Raw genomic sequence first — 22222 nt, forward strand, 5'->3', positions numbered from 1 at the left:
TTTGCTTGCAAAATCTTTGCTTCGCCGCCTAGCCTGTTGGCGTAGAACCGCGCGCCTTCTACGCCGCATCGAGGGCCGCACCTTCGGATCAGTCCGACAGGCAATCTGGTAAGGCGGCAGGCAATTCACAATGGACACCACCTTTCTTCTGAACGGAGAGAGCGTCACCCTCACTGGGGTGGGACCAACGGTCACGTTGTTGGACTGGTTGCGCGAAGTGCGGGGACTGACCGGAACCAAAGAAGGCTGTAACGAAGGCGACTGCGGTGCGTGCACTGTCATGGTCACCGATGGACAAGGGGCCCGTGCCCTGAACGCCTGCATTTTGTTCCTGCCTCAGTTGCACGGCAAAGCGGTGCGCACCGTCGAAGGCATGAGCAGCCCGGATGGCACGCTGCATCCGGTGCAAGAGGCGATGATCGAACACCACGGATCGCAATGCGGGTTCTGCACCCCCGGTTTTGTTGTTTCGATGGCAACCGCCCATGTAAACCGGGATCAGAACCACGACGATGCCCTGGCGGGCAATCTGTGCCGCTGCACCGGCTATGCTCCGATCGTTAGGGCGGCGCAGGCTGCGTTTGAACACGATGTGCCAGCATGGATCAAAGATGACGTGGCCACATTGAAAGCACCCGCGTTGTCGCTGTCTGGCCCGGTACATGTGCCGCAAAGCACTGATGAACTGGCTGATCTTTACGCGCGCCGGCCCGAGGCAACCCTGATTGCCGGAGCGACCGATGTTGGTCTTTGGGTGACCAAACAACTGCGGCAGCTGGACGAAGTTATTTTCCTGAACCAATGCGAAGACATGGCCCGGATCGAGCAAACGCCAGATGGCTTGCGGATCGGCGCCGGGGTGACCATGGATCGCGTTCTGAAAGCGGTGCAGGGCAAATACACGTCCTATGCAGAAATGATCCGCCGCTATGGATCCGCACAGGTACGGGCGGCGGCAACAATTGGGGGCAACATTGCCAATGGCTCACCCATCGGGGACAATCCGCCGCCGCTGATTGCATTGGGGGCAACACTGCACCTACGGTATCGCGAAACGCGGCGGGAAATGCCGCTTGAGGCATTCTTCATCGAGTATGGCAAACAGGACCGGCATCCGGGTGAATTTGTCGAGGCGGTTACGATACCGGATCAACCTGACAGGATGCAGGTCTACAAACTATCCAAACGGTTCGATCAGGATATCTCGGCGGTGTGTGGCGCGTTCAACATCGCAGTCGAGGATGGTGTCGTTTCACAGGCGCGGATTGCCTTTGGCGGTATGGCGGGTGTCCCGAAACGGGCCGAAGCTGTCGAGGCGGCCTTGCTGGGGCATCCCTGGACGGATGATGCGCTGGTACGGGCATGGGATGCATGGGAACAGGATTTCGCACCATTGTCTGATATGCGGGCAAGCGCGGAATACCGGATTTTTGCCGCCCGCAACATGCTTTCACGGTATCTGCTGAACGATCTGGGCGCACAAACATCGGTGCTGGAGGTGCAGGCATGAGCGTGGCAAAGCCTCTTCCGCATGACGCGGCGCGATTGCATGTCACGGGTTCTGCGCGATACGTGGACGATATCCCGACGCCTGCGGGATGCCTGCATCTGGCCTTTGGACTGGCCGAGATCGCTTCTGGCACCATTGCGCGTATAGACCTCGATCAGACGCGCAGTGCCCCCGGTGTCGTCGGCGTATGGTGCGCGAAGGATCTGCCGGCGGATTGTGATTGTTCACCTTCGGCGCATGATGAACCGCTGCTGTCGGACGACAGCATTCACTATCTTGGTCAGCCTGTATTTCTGGTCGCCGCCACTTCGCATTTGGCGGCGCGCAAGGCTGTGGCGCTTGCAAGCATTACCTATGAGGAACGAAAGCCGATCCTGTCGATCGATGAAGCGCTGGAAGCGGGCAGCCACTTCGAAGAAGGCCCGCGCATCTGGCAAAAGGGAGATGCAGAACAAGCGATCCAGAGTGCGCCGCATCGTCTGGATGGTGAAATCGAGATCGGCGGACAAGAGCATTTCTACCTCGAAGGTCAAGCAGCGCTGGCGGTTCCGCAAGAAGGCGGTGACATGCTCGTGCATAGCTCGACGCAGCATCCAACCGAAATTCAGCACAAAGTGGCCCACGCGCTGGATATCCCGATGCACGCTGTGCGCGTCGAAACCCGCCGCATGGGCGGCGGTTTCGGAGGCAAGGAAAGTCAGGGCAACGCGCTGGCCATAGCATGTGCGGTGGTTGCATTGCAGACCGGTAAACCGGCGAAGATGCGCTATGACCGTGACGACGATTTCATGGTTACGGGCAAACGCCATGATTTCCGTATTCACTATTCTGCCGGGTTCGATGCCAAGGGGCGCCTGCAGGGGCTTGCCTTCAAACAATACGCACGGTGTGGGTGGGCGCAGGACTTGTCACTGCCTGTTGCAGATCGCGCAATGCTGCACGCCACGAACGCCTATTTTGTGCCGAACGTTCGGATCGAAAGTCATCGTTTGAAAACCAACACGCAGAGCGCCACGGCGTTTCGCGGCTTTGGTGGTCCGCAGGGTATGCTCGGGATGGAACGGGTCATGGACCACGTGGCCCACCATCTGGATTTGGACCCCACAGCGGTCAGGCAGGCCAACTACTTTGGCTCTGACCAGAACGCCGTTCCCGCGGCGGTTCAGACCACGCCTTATGGGCAACCCGTCGAAGAGTTCGCCTTGGGTGAAATGACAAAAGCCCTGATCGAAAGCAGCGACTTTAAAGCGCGGCAAGACGCCGTGCGCGCATGGAATGAAACGCAGCCCGTTCTGAAAAAAGGATTGGCGCTGACCCCTGTCATGTTTGGCATCTCGTTCACGCTTACGCATCTCAATCAGGCAGGTGCGCTTGTGCATGTTTATCAGGATGGATCGATTCACCTGAACCATGGCGGCACCGAGATGGGGCAGGGCCTGTTCCAGAAGGTTGCACAGGTCGCGGCAAGCCGTTTTGGCGTTGGGCTGGAGACCATCAAGATTACCGCAACGGACACTGCGAAGGTGCCAAACACATCGGCCACCGCAGCGTCGTCCGGCTCGGATCTGAATGGAATGGCTGTTTTGGCGGCCTGTGACACCATTCGTAACCGCATGGCCGACCACCTTGCACAGCTTTGGCAAGTGTCATCGGATAAGATTGCTTTTGGAGACGCCTCTGTCACTGACGGAAACCGAACAATCAGCTTCGCCGAAGCTGCCAAGCTTTGCTACGAAGGCCGGATCAGTCTGTCCTCTACCGGTTTTTATCGCACGCCCAAGCTGGAGTGGGATCGGTTGCGCGGACAGGGGCGTCCGTTTTTCTACTTTGCCTACGGCGTCAGTGCATCAGAGGTAGTGGTCGATACACTGAGTGGGGAATACCGCATTCTGAGAGCGGATATTCTGCACGATTGTGGGGCATCGTTGAATCCGGCTTTGGACGTTGGCCAAATCGAAGGGGGTTTCGTTCAGGGTGCAGGCTGGCTGACGACAGAAGAACTGGTTTGGGACGACAAGGGACGCCTGCGCACGCATGCGCCATCAACTTACAAGATCCCGGCCTGCTCGGATCGGCCCGACGTGTTCAATGTCGCGCTCTGGGATGGGGCTAACCAAGAGGATACGATCTACCGCTCAAAGGCTGTGGGTGAGCCGCCGTTTATGCACGGAATTTCGGTACTGATGGCTCTTTCTGACGCGGTGGCGTCCTGTGGGCACGGCTATCCAGACCTCAATGCACCGGCCACCCCAGAGCGGGTTCTTGCTGCGGTACGACGGGTGCAAAATGAGCTTTGATCTTCAGGAATTGCAAGCGGCTGTCAAAGCCCATGACCGGGTTGCCCGGGTCGTCGTGGCTGATGTTCGGGGCTCCACCCCGCGCGAGGTTGGCGCCGCGATGCTGGTTTGGGAAGGCGGACAGTCCGGAACCATAGGCGGCGGTCAGCTGGAGTTCGAGGCAGCTGAAAAAGCGCTTCACCAAGAGGGGCTTAGCCGTCATGCGCTGGGCCCAGATCTTGGCCAGTGTTGCGGTGGTGCCGTAACCCTTTTGACCGAAGTGTTTGAGGCTGAACATTTGTCTGATCTCGAAGGTCAGGCCGTTATCGCACGCGGGCCCGGTGACAAACCTCTGGCCGTGCAGCGGATCATCGACCGGGGCCGTGCCCGCGGTGAACGGCCTGCGGCCCAATTGATCGGTGAATGGTTCGTAGAACCGGTAAGCCAACCATCCCGCGACATTTGGATTTGGGGCGCCGGGCACGTTGGACGTGCTTTGGTCTCGGTTCTCTGTCCGCTGTCAGACATTACCCTGACTTGGGTTGACACCAGTGCCGAACGGTTCCCGGATGATGTCCCGGAAAATGTTCGCGTTTTGCCGGCTGCGCATCCGCAACGTCTGGCTGTTCATGCACCGGCCAATGCCGAGCATCTGATTCTGACCTACAGCCACGAAATCGATTTTGCACTGTGCCACGCGTTGCTTGGTCATGGGTTTGGATTCTGCGGCCTGATCGGGTCAGACACCAAATGGGTGCGGTTCCGAAAAAGACTGTCAGCATTGGGTCATTCCGAAGCACAAATTTCGCGCATATGCTGCCCAATTGGGCAAAAAGGCTTGGGAAAGCATCCGCAGGCAATTGCCATTGGTGTTGCCGCGCGGCTACTTGAAAAGCAAATGGGGGACAAATCCGAGTGGCCAATACACTCTTATCCATCCGTGGTCTGACCAAGGCCTATCCCGGCGTGGTTGCCAATGACGATGTTGCGTTCGACATCGGCAAGGGCGAGATTCATGCGTTGCTTGGTGAAAACGGTGCTGGGAAATCCACGCTGGTCAAAATGATTTACGGTCTGGTTCAGCCTGACCGGGGACAGATGGAATTGGATGGTGCTGCATTTGCACCAACCCAACCCAGCCAAGCGCGGCAATCCGGCGTTGCAATGGTGTTTCAGCATTTTTCGCTTTTTGACGCTTTGAATGTTGCGGAAAACGTCGCGCTGGGCATGGAGAACCCGCCCAAGCCCCGCGATCTGGCCAAGCAGATCCAGGAAGTTTCGGAAACCTATGGATTGCCGCTGGACCCCTACAGAACCGTTGGAACACTGTCGGCCGGCGAACGCCAACGCGTCGAGATTATCCGCTGTCTTTTGCAGGATCCGCGGCTGCTGATCATGGACGAGCCAACCTCGGTTCTTACTCCGCAAGAAGTCGAGATCCTGTTCGAAACGCTGCGCAAGCTGAAATCCGAGGGAACCTCGATCCTGTATATTTCTCATAAGCTCGAGGAAATACGTGCGCTTTGCGATCACGCCACAATCCTGCGGTTGGGAAAAAAGGTTGCGACCTGTACGCCTGCTGAAACCAGTGCCCGCGAATTGGCAGAGATGATGGTCGGCAGCAGCTTTGCCACGCCGCAGGCCCGGACGGTGGAAACTGGTGAGGTGCTGCTTGAAGTGCGCGGGCTAAGCTTGCCGTCGCCGGGCGGTTTCGGAACCCCATTGCGTGACATAGGATTCGAAGTGCGTGCCGGCGAAGTGCTGGGCATCGGCGGGGTCGCTGGGAATGGGCAGGACGAATTGTTGGCCGCCCTGTCGGGCGAACGCACGTCCAAGCCTGGCAGCGTTCTGCTGAAAGGCAATGATGTTTCGGCCATGGGGCCGACGGAACGCCGAGGATCGGGCCTTTTGTCAGCACCCGAGGAACGACTGGGTCATGCGGCGGCACCGAACATGAGCCTGATCGAAAACGGCGTTCTGACCGCGGGACGCAGGCGGGGGCTGGTGTCTGGCGGGTTCATAAGCTGGCCAAAAGCCAAGGACTTTGCCGCCGAAGTCATCGAGCGTTTCGATGTGCGCACACCGGGGCCGGGAACGGCGGCCCGTGCGTTGTCGGGTGGCAATCTGCAGAAGTTTGTCGTTGGACGCGAAATTCTTCAAAGCCCCGAAGTGCTGGTGGTTAATCAGCCGACTTGGGGTGTGGATGCGGCCGCAGCCGCCGCGATCCGTCAGGCATTGCTCGACCTTGCGGCGCAGGGCGCTGCAATTGTCGTGATCAGTCAGGATCTGGATGAACTGATGGAAATTGCCGACCGGTTCGGCGCTGTGAACGAAGGCCGTTTGTCCGATCTGCGCGCGGTCTCGTCTCTGGATATGGAACAGATCGGCCTGATGATGGGCGGCGCGCATGACATGGAGGTGGCCCATGCCGATGCATGAGACTGACCTGCAAGGGTTCAAGACTGCAAGACGGCCAAGAGCTGCGGTTGGCCTTGGGTTTTGGGTTGCAGATGCGGGCCCCACACAGTTGGTTTCTGGGCTCGCGAAGGAGAGCACGACATGATCTCTCTTGAAAAGCGTCAGCAACCTTCGCAGGTAATCACTGCCATTACGCCGCTGATCGCGGTCGCACTGACCATGATTGTCGGTGGCATCCTGTTTTCGTTTTACGGGGCAGACCCCGTTGAATCCATTCGGGTTATCTTTTGGGATCCGATGTTCAATCAGCAGTTTGCCGGGTTCACGCGCCCGCAGCTCTTGGTCAAGGCCGGGCCACTGATCCTGATTGCGATCGGGCTGTCTATCGGGTTCCGGGCCGGCATCTGGAACATCGGAGCCGAAGGCCAATACATCGTCGGCGCGATTTGTGGTGCCGGTGCTGGGCTCGCGTTCTACCCCTCGGAAAGCCCATTGATTTTTCCGCTCATGATCCTGTGTGGCGCTTTGGGTGGCTTGGCCTGGGCCATGATCCCCGCGTTCCTCAAGGTGCGGTTTGGAACCAATGAAATCCTTGTTTCGCTCATGCTGGTCTATGTGGCGCAAAACATCCTGATTTCGGTGTCCACGGGTCTGTTGCGCAATCCCGAAGGTATGGGCTTTCCGGGCAGTCGGAACTTCAAACAGTGGGATGCTGCCCACAATGCAGAAATCATTGCCAATACTGGAATGCACTGGGGGGTCGTTGCAGCCTTCATTGCTGTGATCGGGGCCTATGTGATGATGGCGCGGCACATTCAGGGCTTTAACATTCGTCTAAGCGGCGAGGCACCGCGCGCGGCGCGCTTTGCCGGTGTAAACCCCGGCCGGGTGGTGTTCCTGTGCCTTGGGCTTGCCGGGCTATTGGCGGGGCTCGCGGGACTGTTCGAAGTGACGGGGCCCGCCGGACAGGTCAGTGGGCAATTCAATGCTGGCTACGGCTTTACTGCGATCATCGTTGCCTTTTTGGGCCGCCTGCATCCGATCGGTATACTGCTGGCCGGTTTGCTGATGGCGCTGACCTACATCGGCGGAGAACTGGCGCAACTGATGCTGGGATTGCCGGGTGCTGCGATCCAGTTGTTTCAGGGGATGCTGCTGTTCTTCCTTCTCGCGACGGACGTGTTCACCAACTATCGCCTGCGGTTTGGCAAAAGAGAGGTGCTGTCATGATCCGGGCACAAATAATGCCGGTCGCAATGGGACTGATGATGGGCGTCATGGCAATAATGATGATGCACGGCGTTCTGACCGGTGAAGGCGGGCTGGCTTGGCTTTGGTTTGTGCTTGGCCATGCCGGTGTCGTTGTGCTTGCAGCGGCGGCAGTGGCCTTTGGCTTACATCGGCGCGTTCCGATGATCCAAAAAATTGCCATGCACCGTCCCGACAAAAAGCATCTGGCGTTCGTTTTGATTATCGCAGTGACGACGGCAACGTTGATCCATGTTGTTCACGGAGGCCCGGCATGGACCTGAGCAGTATCAATCCCGCCCTTCTGGTCGCGTCGATCATGATCTCGGCAACGCCAATCCTGCTTGCCGCGATCGGAGAGATGGTTGTCGAGAAATCGGGCGTGCTGAACCTTGGCGTCGAAGGAATGATGATCACTGGCGCCGTTGTGGGCTTTGCCGTTGCGGTGACCTTTACATCGCCGTTGCTCGGTTTCGCGGCTGCGGCTCTTGCGGCTGCGGCACTCAGCCTGAGCTTTGCTGTTCTGACCCAATACCTGCTGTCCAATCAGGTTGCGACCGGTTTGGGATTGACTCTGGTCGGGCTAGGCCTGTCCAGCCTGATCGGCAAACCCTATGAGGGCATGAAGGCAGTCACTCTGCCTAAGCTGGACATCCCGATACTCAGCGATCTGCCGATCCTCGGCACGATGCTGTTTCGGCATGACATTATGGTCTATGTCAGCCTGCTGCTCGTGGCTGTGGTCTGGGCGTTCCTGAAATATACACGCGCGGGCCTGATCCTGCGCGCCGTGGGCGAGTCGCACGACAGTGCCCATGCCCTTGGCTACAAGGTGGTACGCGTGCGTGTTCTGGCCATCTTGTTCGGCGGTGCCTGTGCGGGCCTTGGCGGCGCTTACCTCAGTCTGGTGCGCGTCCCGCAATGGACCGAAGGCATGACCGCAGGTGCCGGTTGGATCGCGCTGGCCATTGTTGTCTTTGCCAGCTGGCGGGCTGGCCGGGTGATGATCGGCGCTTATTTGTTCGGCGGTGTCACCGTTCTGCAGTTGAACTTGCAGGCCGCAGGAGCCGCTGTGCCCGTGGCACTCTTGTCCGCGTCGCCTTATCTGATAACCATTCTGGTGCTTGTCACCATATCGGCCCGGGGCGTCCATGGCGCACCTGCCTCTCTGGGCCGCCCGTTCCACGCCTCATCATGATGGGGATCAAATCCGAAGCTGAGACCACCAACAGGGGATACCTATGAAAAGAAGAACGCTTCTCACCACCACCGCTGCCGCGACTGCAATGGCACTGAGCTTGGGCTCGGCCGCTTTGGCCGAGGCCGAAGTCACCGCAGGCTTTATCTACATCGGACCTCCGGGCGATGGCGGCTGGACCTATGAACACGATCAGGCGCGCCAGAAAATGGAAGCGCATTTCGATGGCAAGGTGAAAACCGTCTATCAGGAAAACGTGCCTGAATCGGCTGACGCCGAACGCGCGATCACCCAGATGGCGCTGTCCGGTGCAGACATCATCTTTACCACGTCCTTTGGCTATATGGACCCGACCAACGCGGTCGCGGCCAAATTCCCGAACGTGAAGTTCGAACATGCCACCGGCTACAAGCGTGAGCATCCGAATGTGACAACCTATTCCGCACGCTTCTACGAAGGCCGTGCGATTCAGGGTCACATCGCGGGCAAGATGACCAAGACCAACAAGATCGGCTACATCGCTTCGATCCCGATCCCTGAAGTCATCCGCGGCATCAACTCTGCCTACATCCATGCAAAGCGCGTTAACCCTGATGTCGAGTTCTCGATCGTCTGGCTGTACACATGGTTTGATCCGGCGAAAGAAGCCGATGCGGCCCGTGCTTTGATCGAGAACGGCGCCGACGTTGTTCTGCAGCACACAGACTCGACCGCTCCACAGGCAGCGGCCCAGGAAGCGGGTGGCGTGATCACCTTTGGTCAGGCGTCTGACATGTATGACTATGCACCGATGCCGCGGGTTTCGTCGATCATCGATGACTGGGCACCGTACTACATCGAGCGTGTTCAGGCTGTGATCGACGGCACATGGGAATCACAGGACACATGGGATGGTATCGGCAAAGGCATGGTCGGCATTGGTGAGATCACCGATGCGGTTCCTGCCGATGTAAAGGCCGAGGCTCTGGCCATGAAAGACGCTCTGGCGTCGGGCGAATACCACGCCTTCACCGGTCCGATTAACAAAGCCGATGGCACGCCTTGGCTGGCCGAAGGTGAAACAGCATCGGACGGCGATCTGCTGGGCATGAACTTCTACGTCGAAGGCATCACAGCCGAAGTTCCCAACTGACCGGTTGTTGTAAGAACGCTGGAAACGCCGTCCGATAGGGCGGCGTTTTCTTTTGGTGCAGTGATTGACAGGTCCTAGGCCGCCAGCACGAGCAGAAGGATCGAAGCGGTCAACAGTCCGATCCCGGCGAGTTCCCGTCTCGACACGCTTTCCTTGAAGAACAGAACCGAAGCCATGAGCGAAAAGATCAGCTCAACCTGTCCAAGCGCGAACACATAGGCGGCCTTTTGCAGGGTAAAGGCGGTAAACCAGCCCAGTGATCCCAGCATCGACGTGATGCCCAGCCAGATCGCCGTGCGACGCGCACCCCAGACCGCGCCCAGCTGACCCGGCTCTCGCCAGCGCAGCCATGGGATCATGATCAGACTTTGCATCAGGTTCACGAACCCAAGCGTGACCACAGCCCGCAATAGCGGGTCTGCGCTGTCGACACTCAGCGAAGCCGCGCGGTATCCGACACCCGAAATGGCAAAGAAGAAACCCGATGCCAGCCCAAGCACGACGGCTTTTGATCCGATCTGTTGCCACTGTGTACCGCCCGATCCGGGGGTCTTGGACAGCAGCAGAACGGCGATCAGGCCAATGCTGATGGCCGCCCATCCGCCAAACGAAGTGTTTTCGCCCAGCAAAACCATACCGACAAAGGCGGTTTGGATGACTTCGGTTTTCTTTAGGGTGATCCCAACTGCAAAGTTGCGCTGTCGGAAGAGCAGCATGACCAGAACAGTGGCCAGAATTTGCCCGACACCGCCCGCAAGTCCCCAGAGCCAGAATTTCCATTCCAACGATGGGAAGGTCGCGCCGGTCCACCAAAGGTAGACGATCAACAAGAGCCACGCGCCCGGTTGAGCATAGGCAAATCGTGCAAAGGTACTGCCCGTTGCGCTCAGCGTGCCGGTTGCCAGCACCTTTTGCACCATGAACCGTACCGTTTGAAACAGCGCGGCGGCGACGGTGGCGATGATCCATAATTCCATGCCGTCTGCTATGAACGGGCTTTAGTGTTTTGGCCAGAGCGGATGCGGCACCGGATCTTTGGCGCGCCAGAAATAGCGGCGGAACACTTCGCCGTAAGACCGGTATTTGTATCCGTCATTCCGCGTTAGAAACTGTTGTTTTCGTGCGCGGTAGAGCGCGGGCAGTTTGTACCATGGCACGGTGGCGTGCATGTGATGAACGACGTGCAGGTTGTTGTTCAGGAACAAAAGGGCAAGCAATCCTCGGTCTTCGATGACAACTGTACGGCCACAGGCGTCTTTATGCGCGCGGTGCTCAAGGAACGTTCGGATCTTCAGGATGGAATGCGCCAAATAGATGCTGAGCAGCCAGGCCCAGAGAGGCATTTGGGCGACGTAGACCATCCAGATCACAACCAGCGCCACAGCAGGCACATGCAGAACCCAGCCCCACAGGACCCGTTTGTCGCCTTGTTGGATCAGGCGAAGGTCGCCTGCAACAAAGGCCCAGGTGCCCAGTGCAGGGCCCAGCAGCATTCTTCCGGCCAATGTGTTGTTGGCATTCAGAATGCGCCGTTGCAGCGTCGAATATTTTTCCCATTGGGCCGGGTCAAGAAAGTTGGTTTCAGGATCATCATAGGGGTCGGTCAGTCTGGTGTCGCGATGATGCGCCAGATGTGTGTCCTTGAAACGCAGGTAGGGAACCAGAACCGACAAGGCCGGAAAGACCAAAGCCGCGTTCCAGAAGCGCGATCGAAAAGGGTGGCCATGCAGCGCCTCGTGGGTCAGCGATGAATGCAGGGCGGCACTCAGAGTGGCGAGAGCAACGCCAAGTGGCAGCCATGTCTGACTGGCTGAAGTGGTTCCGAAGGCCCACAAGCCATAGCAAAGCAGTGCCAGCCCGACCGTGGGCCATTCAATTGCGCCCGACGGCGGGCAGGCTGTCTGGTTGTCCTTGTCGATTGTCTTGGTTGTCATCGTGGTTTTGATTTCATTGTCCCCAATGCCTGAATAGCGCCGCGCACCGGCAGCGAACATTCTGGGAATGGTTCACAAAAATGACGGTTTGTGATTTTATGCAACATATGATGGATATTCACGACAAACGTGCCCGTGCAGATTTATTCCGCGACCGGCTGGCGACGGCCATGCAAAATGCGGGCAGCAATCAATCGGCTTTGGCGCGCCAGATCGGCACGGATCGGTCCACGATTTCGCAACTGCTGCGTCCCGCGACGACCCGGCTGCCCAATGCGCATCTTGTCGGATCTTGCGCACAGGCTTTGGGCGTTTCATGCGACTGGCTGCTGGGCCTGTCAGATCGTCCGGAACCGGCAGCCGACTTGTTGGCAGGGGCCATGCGCCAAAGTCATGCCGAGCGGGCAACAGCGGACGAACAGATTTACGAATGGCACCGCGAATCCGAGGGTTTCAAAATCAGGCATGTTCCGGCCCTGCTGCCGGATATGCTCAAGACAAGGGCCGTACTCGAATGGGAATATGAGCCGCATCTCGGGCGCACGATCGAACAGGCCATTGGTGCGGCGCATGACCGTTTGGAATGGCTAAAGGGTGGACGCTCGGACTATGAAATTGCCATGCCGCTGTATGAACTCGACAGTTTCGCGGCCGGAACGGGATATTATGCGACGCTGCCCAAAGAGGTGCGGTCGCGCCAGATCCATGATCTTATTGCCCTCAGCCAAGCGCTGTATCCACGTTTGAGGATATGTCTTTTTGATGCAAGACGGCTCTATTCCGCGCCATTGACGGTTTATGGACCATTGCTGGCTGTTCTCTATATCGGGCAAAGTTTTTTGGCCTTTCGCGATACCGAACGTGTGCGCAGCTTTACCGATCATTGTGATCATCTGGTTAAAGAAGCCGAAGTCAGCGCCCGGGATTTTCCTGATCATTTGCAGTCTTTGGCCCGCACGTACGATTTGTGATCCAACCAAGGGTACAGGTTTGTTTTGGCTTGGCTGCCGTCATCCTTGCGCTAAGTATGGGCGCACTAACAAGGAACCTGTAAGGCCCGGAATGAAAATACCACGCTCAGCACTCATCCTTGGCCTTGCCGGCGTTTTGCCTTTCGTCTTTGGAGCGCTGATCGCGAGTGGGATATTTTCTGCGCATATGGGGCAACCCGATGATGTGAACAGCTATCCGCTTGTGATCGCAAAAGATGGGCAAGACCTGCTCTTGCGATACGGAACGATCATTCTGGCGTTCATGTCTGGCGTGCTGTGGGGCTTTGCGACAAAAGCCCCGAGCGATCGTGCGACACTGGCCTATTCCCTGTCCGTTGTGCCCGCCCTTTGGGTCTTTTTTACTGGCGGTCAGGTTCAGACAGGGGGCCTGATTTCGCTGGCGCTCGGCTTTGTGGGACTGCTGGTTCTGGATTGGCAGTTTTCGCGCTGGGGTCTGACTCCGTTGTGGTGGATGCAGCTCAGGATCTTGCTGACCAGTTTGGTCATGCTCTGTCTGGTCGTGGGTATTGTCGTCTGAAGCAGGTCAGTCCCGTTGCCGGGCCGGATGCTCATGAACGACCAGAGCAAATGCCGTTCATTTCCCGTAAAATCCAACCGCGGCCCTTGAACCTGCAGCTCAATCGGGCCAAGCCTTTGGCATGAGCGATCCAAAAACAATTGGCGTCTATGACGCGCGTGCGCAGGACTATGCCACGTTGACTGGAACCGAAGAGCCGGACGAAACTCTTAGGGCATTCATGGCAGCGCTGCCGGATGCCGCAAGGGTTCTTGATTTGGGCTGCGGGCCGGGTGGTGCCTCTGCACATATGGCGAAGGCCGGTTTTCAGGTCGATGCATGGGATGCGTCAGCAGCCATGGTCGAACTCGCCTCAAAAATTCCTGGGGTCTCCGCGCGGCAGGCACGATTTGATGATCTGGATGCGATCGGTGAATACGATGCAGTCTGGGCAAATTTTTCGCTTCTGCACGCTCCTCTGGCCGAGATCCCATCGCACTTGACTGCCATCAAACGAGCGCTGAAATCGGGGGGTCTTTTTCACATCGCCGTCAAGGAGGGCGAGGGCGAAAACCGGGATGCAATCGGTCGCCGTTACAGCTATTTCACGCGTGACAGCCTGTCCGATTTGCTGAACCAGGCCGGTCTGACGCCCGGTCCCTGGAAATCAGGTCGTGACAAAGGTCTGAGCGGAAAAATTGACCCCTGGATTGCGACACTTGCCCATGCCTGACCTGTTTGCCTACACCGACGGAGCGTGTTCCGGGAATCCCGGACCAGGCGGATGGGGCGTGCTGCTGCGCGCAATGGATGGCGACACCGTTGTGAAAGAACGCACACTGAATGGTGGCGAGGCTGAAACAACAAACAATCGTATGGAATTGATGGCAGCCATCAGCGCGTTGGAATCCTTGTCCCGGGCGTCATCGATCACTGTTGTCACAGACAGCGCCTATGTGAAAAATGGCGTGACCAGCTGGATATTTGGCTGGAAGCGCAATGGTTGGAAAACCGCTGCGAAAAAGCCCGTCAAAAATGTCGAGCTTTGGCAACGTCTCGAAGAGGCGCAAGCGCGTCATGATGTGACCTGGGAATGGGTCAAAGGGCACGCAGGCCATCCTGAAAACGAACGCGCGGACGAACTGGCGCGCGAAGGCATGAAACCGTTCAAGTAGAACGCAACTTGCGTCTGCACAAACTGTTGCCTTTGATCCTGTTTTCGAAGGCTTTTTTCTACTGATGCCAAGCGGGCACTTTTCCTTTGGATAGGGTTGTGGTTTACCGAACTGAACGGTGTTCAGGGGTTGAAGATGTCCGAAAAGACAAAGGCACGTAAAGCGGCGCTGGCAGAAAAGCTGGTGGAACTGGCAGAGCGGCAAATCCAGTTGGGTGGTTTGGCGTCGCTCAAGGCCCGGCCGTTGGCCCAAGACGCCGGATGTGCCGTCGGCGCAATCTACAACGTCTACGACGATATGACTGCTTTGGTCTTGCAGGTGAATGGGCGCACCTTTCAACGGTTGGGCGCGGCCGTCACCAAAGCGGTTGAAACCGCGCGGCAGGACACGCCGACCCAACGGCTGATCGCGATGAGCCATGCCTATCTGCATTTTGCCTCGGAAAACACGAATCTGTGGCGCGCGCTTTTTGATGTCGAGATGTCGGCAGATGGTCCGGTGCCCCAATGGTATCTGGATGCGCTGGGTGGGCTGTTTTCCAACATCGCCGAGCCGCTTTCAGAAATCTTCCCCGACATGCACGAACATGAACTCGATTTGATGACCCGCGCGTTGTTTTCGTCGGTGCACGGCATTGTTCTGCTGGGGCTGGAACGCCGAATTTCAGGTGTACCGGACGATCAGATCGAAAAGATGATCGGACAAGTTCTGACACAAATCGGTTGACGTTACGTTTCTGAACGTCGTTCAAATCTCTTCTTGATATCCAGCCCGGTGATTGTCACATCTTCACTTGAACGTCGTTCATGAGGAGAGAAGATGTTTGGAACACTAAAAACTTTGATGCTCGGAGCCAGCGCTCAGAATGAGACGCGCGTCCGGGATGTTTATGCCATTGAACTGATTGATCAGAAAATCCGTGAGGCAGATGCCAGTCTGAAGTCAGCGAAGTTTGCACTGGCAGGATTGATCCAGCGCCAACGTGCCGAAGCCCGTCAGTTGGAAACTTTGGAAAAACGGATCAATGATCTGTCTGTCCGGGCGCACAAGGCGTTGGAGCAACAGCGAGAGGATCTTGCGCAGGAAGCTGCACATGCGATTGCTCAGATGGAAAACGAACAGACATTGCGCCGGGAGACCCTGCAACGGCTCGAAACCCGCGTTCTGCAGCTGCGCCAATCTGTTGAAACGGCCAATGCCCGGATCATTGATCTGAAACAGGGCGCGGTGGCCGCACGGGCAGTCAAACGCGAGCAGGACATTCAAAAGCGGCTCGGCCAGCAGGCCGCGCAAAACGGCGCATTTGAAGAGGCCGATGATTTGATCCGGCGCGTTCTGAATCGCGATGATCCGTTCGAGCAATCCCAAATCCTGAGCGAGATCGAGCAAGGCTTGGACAAGTCCGACATTGCCGATCGCATGGCAGAGGCCGGTTTCGGGCCCGCAACCAAATCCACCGCTTCAGACGTGCTGATACGTTTGAAAGCACAGTCCTGAAGAAACAGGCAGACCACCACTTACCCCGAGAGGAGAAACCGATGTTTAACGACCAGAATGAAAACGGATTGATTATCTTTGTGAATTTTTGCGGTGTGCTGCTGGCCTACGGGTTACTGGCGCTGTCGCTGTATCTTTCGCCGGATGTGCCTTTGTCCACCAAGGGCTATTGGGGCATGGGGATCGTCTTGCTGACGCTGTCTTTGATTAACGTTGTCAAATACCGCTTCGACTTCAAATTCTCTGAAGATCGTCTGCGCCGCATCGAAGAGGCGAGAAACGAAAAACTGTTGGAAGATGCGCTGAAAGGGGACGACTGATCGTTCTGGAAAACAGGCAACAAAAAAGCCCGGGTTGGATGCCCGGGCTTTTCGTTTTATCCGGTACGCGGGCCTGAATAATCCTCGTCTGATACCTTTTCGAGCCAGTCCGCGGCGGACCCGTCTTTCATTTCCTGAATGGCCAGATGCGCCATGCCGACGTCCGGCGCTGCGCCGTGCCAGTGTTTTTCACCGGGCTCGAACCAACAGGTGTCACCGGGCCGCAATTCCTGCACTGGCTCCCCGTCTTTCTGGGCAAGGCACAGCCCGGACAGGATATGGATCGTCTGGCCATAGGGATGCGTGTGCCATGCCGTGCGCGCAGCCGGTTCAAAGGTCACGATCAGGGCGTGCGTGCGCGCGGGCTCAGGGGCGGAGATGACCGGGTCAAAACGAACCTTGCCTGTGAAGTAATCCGGATTCGGATCAACGGAGGGGCGGGCGCCTGCGCGATGAATCTGCATGTTTCTCTCCTGCGGGTTTCGACTTGCCTGCGGCAAGCCGACCGATGCGGGGGGGGGGGGGCCCCCCCCCCCCCCGCCTGGGGGGCCAGCCCCCCAGACCCCCCGGGATATTTCTGGCACAAAGATGCAAGGCAACCGGCGATCAAGGCATTGTCGCGACGGGTTTTCCTGCCTAGGGTAGAGACTTAGCAAGTGTATTGCGTCCTTTGGGGGAAGGATCCTGCCGATGTCCGTGCTGCGTCTGTTGTCTTGTGCCGTTCTGGCGGGCCATCTGGCCCTGCTGGCCGTGCCAAGCGTTCAGGCGGAGATGCGGGTGATCAAGGTGGTGACCTATGATCATGCATTGGCAGAGGCTTTTGCCGAAGCGCGCGGCACCCTGAATACGGTTATCGGCGCGATGCAAAAGCGGCGGGGTTGGTTCAGTCCTTCGCTGTCATTCCGTGTTGCGCTTCATGTCAGCGACGATCCCACCGACGTGGAATTGGTCTGGGTCGACAATCTCAGGCGGCGGGGCAATGGGTTTGAGGGTCGGCTCGCCAGTCATCCTCAGAAAATGCCGGGCAAGCGCATGGGCTCCAAGGTCACGTTCCTGCACCCGCAGATCGCCGATTGGGCCGTGCAGGCGGAAGACGGGCGGTACTACGGCTATTTTACCACGCGCGTTTCGCTTAAATACATGTCGGATGCCGAGGCACGTGAGGTCGAAGCCATTCTGGTACCAAAGGCGGTTCCCGATCTCTGGTATGCAATGGCCAAACAGGCCGCCCTGCCCGAAGACACTCCGCGACACAACGACGATTGGGCCCCGGCCGGCGTTCCGACATGCCAGACAAACTGCTGATTTTTACCGACCTGCACATTGAAAGCGACGGACGGTCCATCATCGGGCTGGACCCCTTGGCGCGATTTGAAGAAGGCCTGACGCACGCTTTGGCCCATCACGAAGATGCGCAAGCGCTGGTCTTGCTGGGGGATCTCACCCACCACGGGAAGCGTGACCAATATGCGCGGCTACAAAAGGCTCTGAGCAGTAACCGCCTGCCCCTTTATGCCACCCTTGGCAATCACGACTCGGCCAAGAACTTTGTTCAGACCTTTCCCGATCAGGTGGATACAGATGGATTTGCTCAGCATGCCTTTGATCTGGGGCCGCTGCGTGTGCTGATCCTGGACACCCACGATCACCAAGGCGCAGTTCAGCAGCACGCAGGCTGGCTGTGCGAGCGCCGGTTGCGGTGGCTGGACATACAGCTGGCTCTCGCCGGTCAAAGACCGCTGTTGGTGGCCTGTCATCACCCACCCTTTGCAACGGGGTTTGATGGCATGGATGCCATCAATCTGATCAATGGCGATGCTCTGCTGATGCGATTGCGGGACTATCCGGGGCCACTGCATTTGCTCTGTGGCCACATTCATCGAACGATCTCGGGGCATGCGGGCGGCGTTGCCTTCACTACCCTCAAAAGTCCCTGTCACCAGATGCCGATGATATTGGGCCCGGGCAGCAGCGCCCTTTCGGTCGATGAACCGGGCGCCTATGGGATCGCTTTGGCCACGAATGCCGGCCTTGTAATCCACACCGAAGACTTTGCCATCGCAGGCGCAACGCAGGAAGACCCGCTTTCCGGATGATCCCTTTGTCGGGCTGGTGCGCGGGCTGGGGCGCAAACACCCGGACGGGTCCTGACCGATATGTTCGTCCCATTGCGCGAACCCTTGGAAAATTTGCAATTTACCCCTTGCACGGCGCCGCTCTTCCTTTTAAATCCAGCGCACCATTCAGGTGCGGGCGTAGCTCAGGGGTAGAGCATAACCTTGCCAAGGTTAGGGTCGGGCGTTCGAATCGCCTCGCCCGCTCCAGGATGGTCTGACTGGTTGGTTTGCGGGCGTAGCTCAGGGGTAGAGCATAACCTTGCCAAGGTTAGGGTCGGGCGTTCGAATCGCCTCGCCCGCTCCAACAGTCCACTTGATCCAGACACCGGAATGACGCATGGCCGCCACGCAGCGTGCGCAAGTGTTTTTGTACTCTTGGCGCAGACCCACCGGCTGCCTATAAGGCCGTCAAGCGACTGAGGAGTGTGCCATGCGCCGCGCGCAAGTATCCAGAAAAACGGCAGAAACCGAGATCACGGTCGACATCGACCTTGACGGAACAGGCCAGTATGACAACCAGACCGGTGTCGGGTTCTTTGATCATATGCTGGATCAACTGGCGCGCCACGCGCTGATCGACATGCGCATCACCGCCAAAGGCGATCTGCACATCGACGATCACCACACGGTCGAGGATACCGGTATCACGCTGGGACAGGCCCTGAGCCAGGCCATGGGCGACAAACGCGGCATCCGCCGTTACGGTGCCTGCCAGTTGCCGATGGACGACGCACAGGTTTCCTGTGCGCTGGACCTGTCTGGCCGCCCCTACCTGATCTGGAATGTCGAAATGCCAACCCAGAAGATCGGCAGCTTTGATACCGAACTGGTGCGGGAATTCTTTCAGGCCTTCAGCACGCATGGGGGCATAACGCTGCACGTCGACCAGATCCATGGCTTTAACAGCCACCACATCGCAGAAGCCGCCTTCAAGGCCGTAGCCCGGTCGCTGCGCGATGCTCTGGAACACGATCCGCGAAAAAGCGATACGATTCCATCAACCAAAGGGGCGCTGTGATACGCGCCCTGCAGATGCCTGCACGGTATTCTGAAATGATTCAAGATAGTTAACCACCTAGACAAGGCCGCGGGCGACCATGCTGACAGCCATCATCGACTACGAAAGCGGGAACCTGCATTCGGCGGAAAAAGCCTTTCAGAAGATGGCTGCCGAGGTTGGCGGCAGCGTCGTTGTGACCTCAGATCCGGATGTGGTCAGCAAAGCTGATCGTCTGGTTCTGCCCGGCGACGGGGCATTCCCGGCCTGCGCCGAAGCTCTGCGCGGTTCCGGTTGCTTTGCCGCAATGGTCGAGGCCGTCGAAGAGCGGGGCCGCCCGTTTCTGGGCATCTGCGTCGGCATGCAGCTGATGGCGGATGAAGGGCTGGAATACCAACAGACCGACGGGCTGGGCTGGATCAACGGAACAGTGGGTCGGATCGAACCGGACAACGCTTCGCTCAAAGTGCCGCATATGGGCTGGAATGATCTGGTTATCGACACCCCGCATCCAGTGCTCGAAGGCATCGAGACCGGTGATCACGCCTATTTTGTTCATTCCTACCAGATGCGCATGCACAGTCCGGAACAGCGGTTGGCCCATGTGGACTATGGCGGCGATGTCACGGCAATTGTCGGAACGGGCACCCGAATTGGCCTGCAATTCCACCCGGAAAAAAGTGCCGCCACCGGCCTGCGCATGATTGCCAACTTCCTGCGTTGGATGCCCTGACGCGCTGGATTTGCGGTTAGTCTGCGCACACAAAAATGCCGCGCCTGTGTCAGGCGCGGCATAGAAAACCAGATCAGGCCACTGTGCACGACCCAAATCCCCAAGGTTTTTTGTTTTATTTGACGCGGCTCCAGGTCTGCTTTTTGCAGATCGGACCAACGCAGCCGGACACTTTGAGTGTATTGCCCGAAAGCGCCATTTTGGATTTGTAGGTCTTGCCTGTCGAAGGCTGCCAGATTTTGCCCGACTTGTAGCTGCCGCTGCCCGAGGGAACCATGTCCCACACAAGGCGCTTGCCGAGGTTGGCCGATTTGTACTCACCGCTGGAATTGAACGTGCGGCTGATCACGCCGCAGATTTTCGAACCGCAGGCAGACATCGTGACATGCGCATAGGCGCCATCATCCACCTGAGTTTTCCACACACCCTGAACGGGATCGGCCATTGCAGCCCCCGCGCCCAGAACAAAGGCTGCTGCCAATGCCAAAGTTTTCATTTTTTCATCTCCTCCCGAAATCGTGCCTACAGACTGCCCGCCACACCCCCTGTCAATCAAGATTGACGTTCGGTCCGCTTGCATATGTCCTCACGTCACATTAAGCGACGGGCAACATTTCAAAGGAAATCTGCGATGATCCTCTATCCAGCGATCGACCTGAAAGATGGCAAAGCGGTTCGCCTTCTGCGCGGCGACATGGACAAGGCAACTGTGTTCAATGACGATCCGGCAGCACAGGCGTTGGAATTCGTGGCGGCAGGTTGCGAATGGCTGCATCTCGTTGATCTCAATGGCGCTTTCGCTGGCGAGCCGGTCAATGCGGCTGCTGTTGAGGCAATCCTTGCGCAAACCGGCACGCCGGCGCAGCTCGGTGGCGGCATTCGCGACATGGCCACGATCGAAGCATGGCTGTCCAAGGGGCTCGCGCGCGTGATCCTCGGAACAGTTGCGGTTGAGAACCCGGATCTGGTCCGTGAGGCCGCCCGGGCATTTCCGGGCAAGATTGCCGTCGGGATCGACGCCAAGGATGGCCGAGTCGCAACGAAAGGCTGGGCCGAGGTCACCGATGTTCAGGCCACAGAGCTCGCGAAAAGCTTTGAAGATGCCGGTGTCGCCGCAATCATCTACACTGATATCAATCGCGACGGTGCTATGCAGGGACCCAATGTTCAGGCCACGGCTGAACTGGCGGCTTCCGTCACCATTCCTGTCATCGCATCAGGCGGCGTTTCGTCCATAAAGGACCTGATCGCCCTTCGGGATTGCGGTGCGCAGTTGAACGGCGCAATTTCGGGTCGCGCGCTTTATGACGGGGCGATCAACCTCGAAGAGGCGATCGCCGTCCTGCACAGCTGACCAGACGAGCGAAGCTGGCTCAGATTGAACCAGCTTCCACCATATAGTTGTTGGCCGTGCACATCGCTGAATCGTCGGACGCCAGAAACAGCACCATCCGCGCCACGTAGTGCGGCTCGATCAGATCAGGAAGGCACTGACGTGCGCGGTGCTTTTCAATAGCGTCTTCGGTCACCCACAGATCTTTTTGGCGCTGTGTCATGATCCAGCCCGGCACGACCGTGTTCACCCGAATGCGGTGATCCCCTAAATCGCGGGCCATCGTCCGGGTCATTCCATGCACGGCGGCTTTGGCGGTTGTGTAGGATGGCATGTTCCCCCCTGCTTCCCACCAGCTGTTGGACCCCATGTTGATGATCGACCCGCCTCCCGCTTCGATCATGTCGGGCGCCACGGCCTGGATCGCGAAAAACATGTGGCGCAGGTTGGTGGCCTGCCGTTCGTCCCAATACTCGGGTGTCACGTCTTGCCATCCGTGGCGGTCATCACGCGCCGCATTGTTCACCAGAACATGCGCACCGCCCAAGGCTTCGCGGAGCGAAGCAACCGCAGCCCGCAGCTGTTCAATGTCACGCAGATCAGCCTTGGCAAAGGCGTGTTCACCTGGCACCTCGTCCAGAACGGCCCGTGCGCCCGCTTCGTCCATATCAATCACGCCCACCCGGCTGCCCTGCGCTGCAAAGGCACGCACCATATCGGCCCCGATGCCGGATGCACCACCGGTGATTACGACAGTTTTTCCTTGCAGGCTGGGGTATTGCGCCCATTGTGTCATTGCCAAAGCCTCATGATTTTGTGTTGGTA

The 22222-nt window shown here is 58.0% G+C and carries 25 protein-coding genes and 2 tRNA genes; 22 read left to right on the forward strand and 5 right to left on the reverse strand.

Translation table 11 applies throughout. The features are described 5' to 3' along the window. Positions 1-130: 130 nt before the first annotated feature. The 8 genes from xdhA (at position 131) to PFY00_RS10780 (ending at position 9782) form a co-directional block, all read left to right on the forward strand. Positions 131-1510, forward strand: a complete 1380-nt coding sequence (xdhA, locus tag PFY00_RS10745; protein ID WP_271432556.1) for a xanthine dehydrogenase small subunit — start codon at positions 131-133, stop codon at positions 1508-1510. Beyond that, positions 1507-3807 (forward strand): xanthine dehydrogenase molybdopterin binding subunit, encoded by a 2301-nt coding sequence (gene xdhB / locus PFY00_RS10750; RefSeq protein WP_271432557.1) that lies wholly within the window; start codon positions 1507-1509, stop codon positions 3805-3807. The genes xdhA and xdhB overlap by 4 nt, the downstream gene beginning before the upstream one ends. Next, entirely contained in the window at positions 3797-4735 is a 939-nt protein-coding gene (gene xdhC, locus PFY00_RS10755) for a xanthine dehydrogenase accessory protein XdhC (RefSeq protein WP_271432558.1), read from the forward strand. The genes xdhB and xdhC overlap by 11 nt, the downstream gene beginning before the upstream one ends. Then, a complete protein-coding gene (locus PFY00_RS10760) occupies positions 4702-6225 on the forward strand; it encodes an ABC transporter ATP-binding protein (protein WP_271432559.1) in 1524 nt (507 codons plus the stop codon). The genes xdhC and PFY00_RS10760 overlap by 34 nt, the downstream gene beginning before the upstream one ends. Positions 6226-6345: 120 nt before the next feature. Next, complete coding sequence (locus PFY00_RS10765) at positions 6346-7434, forward strand: ABC transporter permease (RefSeq protein WP_271432560.1); 1089 nt, start codon at positions 6346-6348, stop codon at positions 7432-7434. Further along, positions 7431-7736: a hypothetical protein gene (locus PFY00_RS10770; protein WP_271432561.1), complete on the forward strand. Its 306-nt coding sequence runs from the start codon at positions 7431-7433 to the stop codon at positions 7734-7736. Before PFY00_RS10765 ends, PFY00_RS10770 begins: the two co-directional genes overlap by 4 nt. Continuing rightward, the gene (locus tag PFY00_RS10775; RefSeq protein WP_271432562.1) at positions 7727-8650 is read left to right on the forward strand and encodes an ABC transporter permease; all 924 of its coding nucleotides are present in this window, start codon (positions 7727-7729) and stop codon (positions 8648-8650) included. Before PFY00_RS10770 ends, PFY00_RS10775 begins: the two co-directional genes overlap by 10 nt. Before the next feature lie 43 nt (positions 8651-8693). Continuing rightward, positions 8694-9782 carry a BMP family ABC transporter substrate-binding protein gene (locus tag PFY00_RS10780; protein WP_271432563.1) on the forward strand — a complete coding sequence of 363 codons (1089 nt, stop codon included), beginning with the start codon at positions 8694-8696 and terminating at the stop codon, positions 9780-9782. A gap of 74 nt (positions 9783-9856) precedes the next feature. Here PFY00_RS10780 and PFY00_RS10785 read toward each other — a convergent pair whose 3' ends face one another. Beyond that, positions 9857-10759 carry a DMT family transporter gene (locus PFY00_RS10785; RefSeq protein WP_271432564.1) on the reverse strand — a complete coding sequence of 301 codons (903 nt, stop codon included), beginning with the start codon at positions 10757-10759 and terminating at the stop codon, positions 9857-9859. 21 nt (positions 10760-10780) lie between these two features. After that, the gene (locus PFY00_RS10790) at positions 10781-11776 is read right to left on the reverse strand and encodes a fatty acid desaturase (RefSeq protein ID WP_271432565.1); all 996 of its coding nucleotides are present in this window, start codon (positions 11774-11776) and stop codon (positions 10781-10783) included. A 47-nt stretch (positions 11777-11823) separates the two neighbouring features. Here PFY00_RS10790 and PFY00_RS10795 point away from each other — a divergent pair, with 47 nt between their 5' ends. The 7 genes from PFY00_RS10795 to PFY00_RS10825 all read left to right on the forward strand — a co-directional run bounded on the left by PFY00_RS10795 (position 11824) and on the right by PFY00_RS10825 (position 16217). Further along, positions 11824-12687, forward strand: coding sequence for a helix-turn-helix domain-containing protein (locus PFY00_RS10795; RefSeq protein WP_271432566.1), 864 nt, complete (start codon positions 11824-11826; stop codon positions 12685-12687). A gap of 91 nt (positions 12688-12778) precedes the next feature. Continuing rightward, positions 12779-13246, forward strand: a complete 468-nt coding sequence (locus PFY00_RS10800) for a DUF3429 domain-containing protein (protein WP_271432567.1) — start codon at positions 12779-12781, stop codon at positions 13244-13246. A 121-nt stretch (positions 13247-13367) separates the two neighbouring features. Then, positions 13368-13958: a class I SAM-dependent DNA methyltransferase gene (locus PFY00_RS10805; protein WP_271432568.1), complete on the forward strand. Its 591-nt coding sequence runs from the start codon at positions 13368-13370 to the stop codon at positions 13956-13958. Further along, positions 13951-14400: a ribonuclease HI gene (gene rnhA, locus PFY00_RS10810; protein ID WP_271432569.1), complete on the forward strand. Its 450-nt coding sequence runs from the start codon at positions 13951-13953 to the stop codon at positions 14398-14400. The genes PFY00_RS10805 and rnhA overlap by 8 nt, the downstream gene beginning before the upstream one ends. 135 nt (positions 14401-14535) lie before the next feature. Next, complete coding sequence (locus tag PFY00_RS10815) at positions 14536-15126, forward strand: TetR/AcrR family transcriptional regulator (RefSeq protein WP_271432570.1); 591 nt, start codon at positions 14536-14538, stop codon at positions 15124-15126. A gap of 93 nt (positions 15127-15219) precedes the next feature. After that, a complete protein-coding gene (locus PFY00_RS10820; protein ID WP_271432571.1) occupies positions 15220-15897 on the forward strand; it encodes a PspA/IM30 family protein in 678 nt (225 codons plus the stop codon). Between the two features lie 41 nt (positions 15898-15938). Continuing rightward, entirely contained in the window at positions 15939-16217 is a 279-nt protein-coding gene (locus tag PFY00_RS10825) for a hypothetical protein (RefSeq protein WP_271432572.1), read from the forward strand. A 56-nt stretch (positions 16218-16273) separates the two neighbouring features. Here PFY00_RS10825 and PFY00_RS10830 read toward each other — a convergent pair whose 3' ends face one another. After that, positions 16274-16681 carry a (R)-mandelonitrile lyase gene (locus PFY00_RS10830; RefSeq protein WP_271432573.1) on the reverse strand — a complete coding sequence of 136 codons (408 nt, stop codon included), beginning with the start codon at positions 16679-16681 and terminating at the stop codon, positions 16274-16276. A gap of 226 nt (positions 16682-16907) precedes the next feature. On the opposite strand from PFY00_RS10830, the gene PFY00_RS10835 reads away from it, so the two are divergent. From PFY00_RS10835 to hisH, 6 genes are all read left to right on the forward strand, one after another. Next, entirely contained in the window at positions 16908-17522 is a 615-nt protein-coding gene (locus PFY00_RS10835; protein WP_271432574.1) for a DUF2314 domain-containing protein, read from the forward strand. Further along, positions 17504-18313, forward strand: a complete 810-nt coding sequence (locus PFY00_RS10840) for a metallophosphoesterase (RefSeq protein ID WP_271432575.1) — start codon at positions 17504-17506, stop codon at positions 18311-18313. The genes PFY00_RS10835 and PFY00_RS10840 overlap by 19 nt, the downstream gene beginning before the upstream one ends. Before the next feature lie 153 nt (positions 18314-18466). Beyond that, positions 18467-18541, forward strand: a tRNA-Gly gene (locus PFY00_RS10845). 22 nt (positions 18542-18563) lie between these two features. Further along, positions 18564-18638, forward strand: a tRNA-Gly gene (locus tag PFY00_RS10850). A 126-nt stretch (positions 18639-18764) separates the two neighbouring features. Beyond that, positions 18765-19352 carry an imidazoleglycerol-phosphate dehydratase HisB gene (gene hisB, locus PFY00_RS10855; RefSeq protein WP_271432576.1) on the forward strand — a complete coding sequence of 196 codons (588 nt, stop codon included), beginning with the start codon at positions 18765-18767 and terminating at the stop codon, positions 19350-19352. Positions 19353-19431: 79 nt separating this feature from the next. Further along, positions 19432-20064, forward strand: coding sequence for an imidazole glycerol phosphate synthase subunit HisH (gene hisH, locus PFY00_RS10860; protein ID WP_271432577.1), 633 nt, complete (start codon positions 19432-19434; stop codon positions 20062-20064). 115 nt (positions 20065-20179) lie between these two features. Here hisH and PFY00_RS10865 read toward each other — a convergent pair whose 3' ends face one another. Beyond that, positions 20180-20560: a DUF2147 domain-containing protein gene (locus tag PFY00_RS10865; RefSeq protein ID WP_271432578.1), complete on the reverse strand. Its 381-nt coding sequence runs from the start codon at positions 20558-20560 to the stop codon at positions 20180-20182. A gap of 135 nt (positions 20561-20695) precedes the next feature. On the opposite strand from PFY00_RS10865, the gene hisA reads away from it, so the two are divergent. Further along, on the forward strand, positions 20696-21418 hold the full coding sequence (gene hisA, locus PFY00_RS10870) for a 1-(5-phosphoribosyl)-5-[(5-phosphoribosylamino)methylideneamino]imidazole-4-carboxamide isomerase (RefSeq protein ID WP_271432579.1): 723 nt from the start codon (positions 20696-20698) through the stop codon (positions 21416-21418). Positions 21419-21437: 19 nt separating this feature from the next. Here hisA and PFY00_RS10875 read toward each other — a convergent pair whose 3' ends face one another. Continuing rightward, entirely contained in the window at positions 21438-22193 is a 756-nt protein-coding gene (locus tag PFY00_RS10875) for an SDR family NAD(P)-dependent oxidoreductase (protein ID WP_271432580.1), read from the reverse strand. Positions 22194-22222: the final 29 nt, after the last annotated feature.

Origin of the sequence: Thalassococcus lentus (genome assembly GCF_028023555.1) — a bacterium.
Taxonomy (GTDB): domain Bacteria; phylum Pseudomonadota; class Alphaproteobacteria; order Rhodobacterales; family Rhodobacteraceae; genus Thalassococcus_A; species Thalassococcus_A lentus.

Coding starts and splice junctions, on each gene's coding strand:
- xdhA (WP_271432556.1), top strand. CDS start 131: ATGGACACCACCTTTCTTCTGAACGGAGAGAGCGTCACCCTCACTGGG.
- xdhB (WP_271432557.1), top strand. CDS start 1,507: ATGAGCGTGGCAAAGCCTCTTCCGCATGACGCGGCGCGATTGCATGTC.
- xdhC (WP_271432558.1), top strand. CDS start 3,797: ATGAGCTTTGATCTTCAGGAATTGCAAGCGGCTGTCAAAGCCCATGAC.
- PFY00_RS10765 (WP_271432560.1), top strand. CDS start 6,346: ATGATCTCTCTTGAAAAGCGTCAGCAACCTTCGCAGGTAATCACTGCC.
- PFY00_RS10770 (WP_271432561.1), top strand. CDS start 7,431: ATGATCCGGGCACAAATAATGCCGGTCGCAATGGGACTGATGATGGGC.
- PFY00_RS10775 (WP_271432562.1), top strand. CDS start 7,727: ATGGACCTGAGCAGTATCAATCCCGCCCTTCTGGTCGCGTCGATCATG.
- PFY00_RS10780 (WP_271432563.1), top strand. CDS start 8,694: ATGAAAAGAAGAACGCTTCTCACCACCACCGCTGCCGCGACTGCAATG.
- PFY00_RS10785 (WP_271432564.1), bottom strand. CDS start 10,759: ATGGAATTATGGATCATCGCCACCGTCGCCGCCGCGCTGTTTCAAACG.
- PFY00_RS10790 (WP_271432565.1), bottom strand. CDS start 11,776: ATGTTCGCTGCCGGTGCGCGGCGCTATTCAGGCATTGGGGACAATGAA.
- PFY00_RS10795 (WP_271432566.1), top strand. CDS start 11,824: ATGATGGATATTCACGACAAACGTGCCCGTGCAGATTTATTCCGCGAC.
- PFY00_RS10800 (WP_271432567.1), top strand. CDS start 12,779: ATGAAAATACCACGCTCAGCACTCATCCTTGGCCTTGCCGGCGTTTTG.
- PFY00_RS10805 (WP_271432568.1), top strand. CDS start 13,368: ATGAGCGATCCAAAAACAATTGGCGTCTATGACGCGCGTGCGCAGGAC.
- rnhA (WP_271432569.1), top strand. CDS start 13,951: ATGCCTGACCTGTTTGCCTACACCGACGGAGCGTGTTCCGGGAATCCC.
- PFY00_RS10815 (WP_271432570.1), top strand. CDS start 14,536: ATGTCCGAAAAGACAAAGGCACGTAAAGCGGCGCTGGCAGAAAAGCTG.
- PFY00_RS10820 (WP_271432571.1), top strand. CDS start 15,220: ATGTTTGGAACACTAAAAACTTTGATGCTCGGAGCCAGCGCTCAGAAT.
- PFY00_RS10825 (WP_271432572.1), top strand. CDS start 15,939: ATGTTTAACGACCAGAATGAAAACGGATTGATTATCTTTGTGAATTTT.
- PFY00_RS10830 (WP_271432573.1), bottom strand. CDS start 16,681: ATGCAGATTCATCGCGCAGGCGCCCGCCCCTCCGTTGATCCGAATCCG.
- PFY00_RS10835 (WP_271432574.1), top strand. CDS start 16,908: ATGTCCGTGCTGCGTCTGTTGTCTTGTGCCGTTCTGGCGGGCCATCTG.
- PFY00_RS10840 (WP_271432575.1), top strand. CDS start 17,504: ATGCCAGACAAACTGCTGATTTTTACCGACCTGCACATTGAAAGCGAC.
- hisB (WP_271432576.1), top strand. CDS start 18,765: ATGCGCCGCGCGCAAGTATCCAGAAAAACGGCAGAAACCGAGATCACG.
- hisH (WP_271432577.1), top strand. CDS start 19,432: ATGCTGACAGCCATCATCGACTACGAAAGCGGGAACCTGCATTCGGCG.
- PFY00_RS10865 (WP_271432578.1), bottom strand. CDS start 20,560: ATGAAAACTTTGGCATTGGCAGCAGCCTTTGTTCTGGGCGCGGGGGCT.
- hisA (WP_271432579.1), top strand. CDS start 20,696: ATGATCCTCTATCCAGCGATCGACCTGAAAGATGGCAAAGCGGTTCGC.
- PFY00_RS10875 (WP_271432580.1), bottom strand. CDS start 22,193: ATGACACAATGGGCGCAATACCCCAGCCTGCAAGGAAAAACTGTCGTA.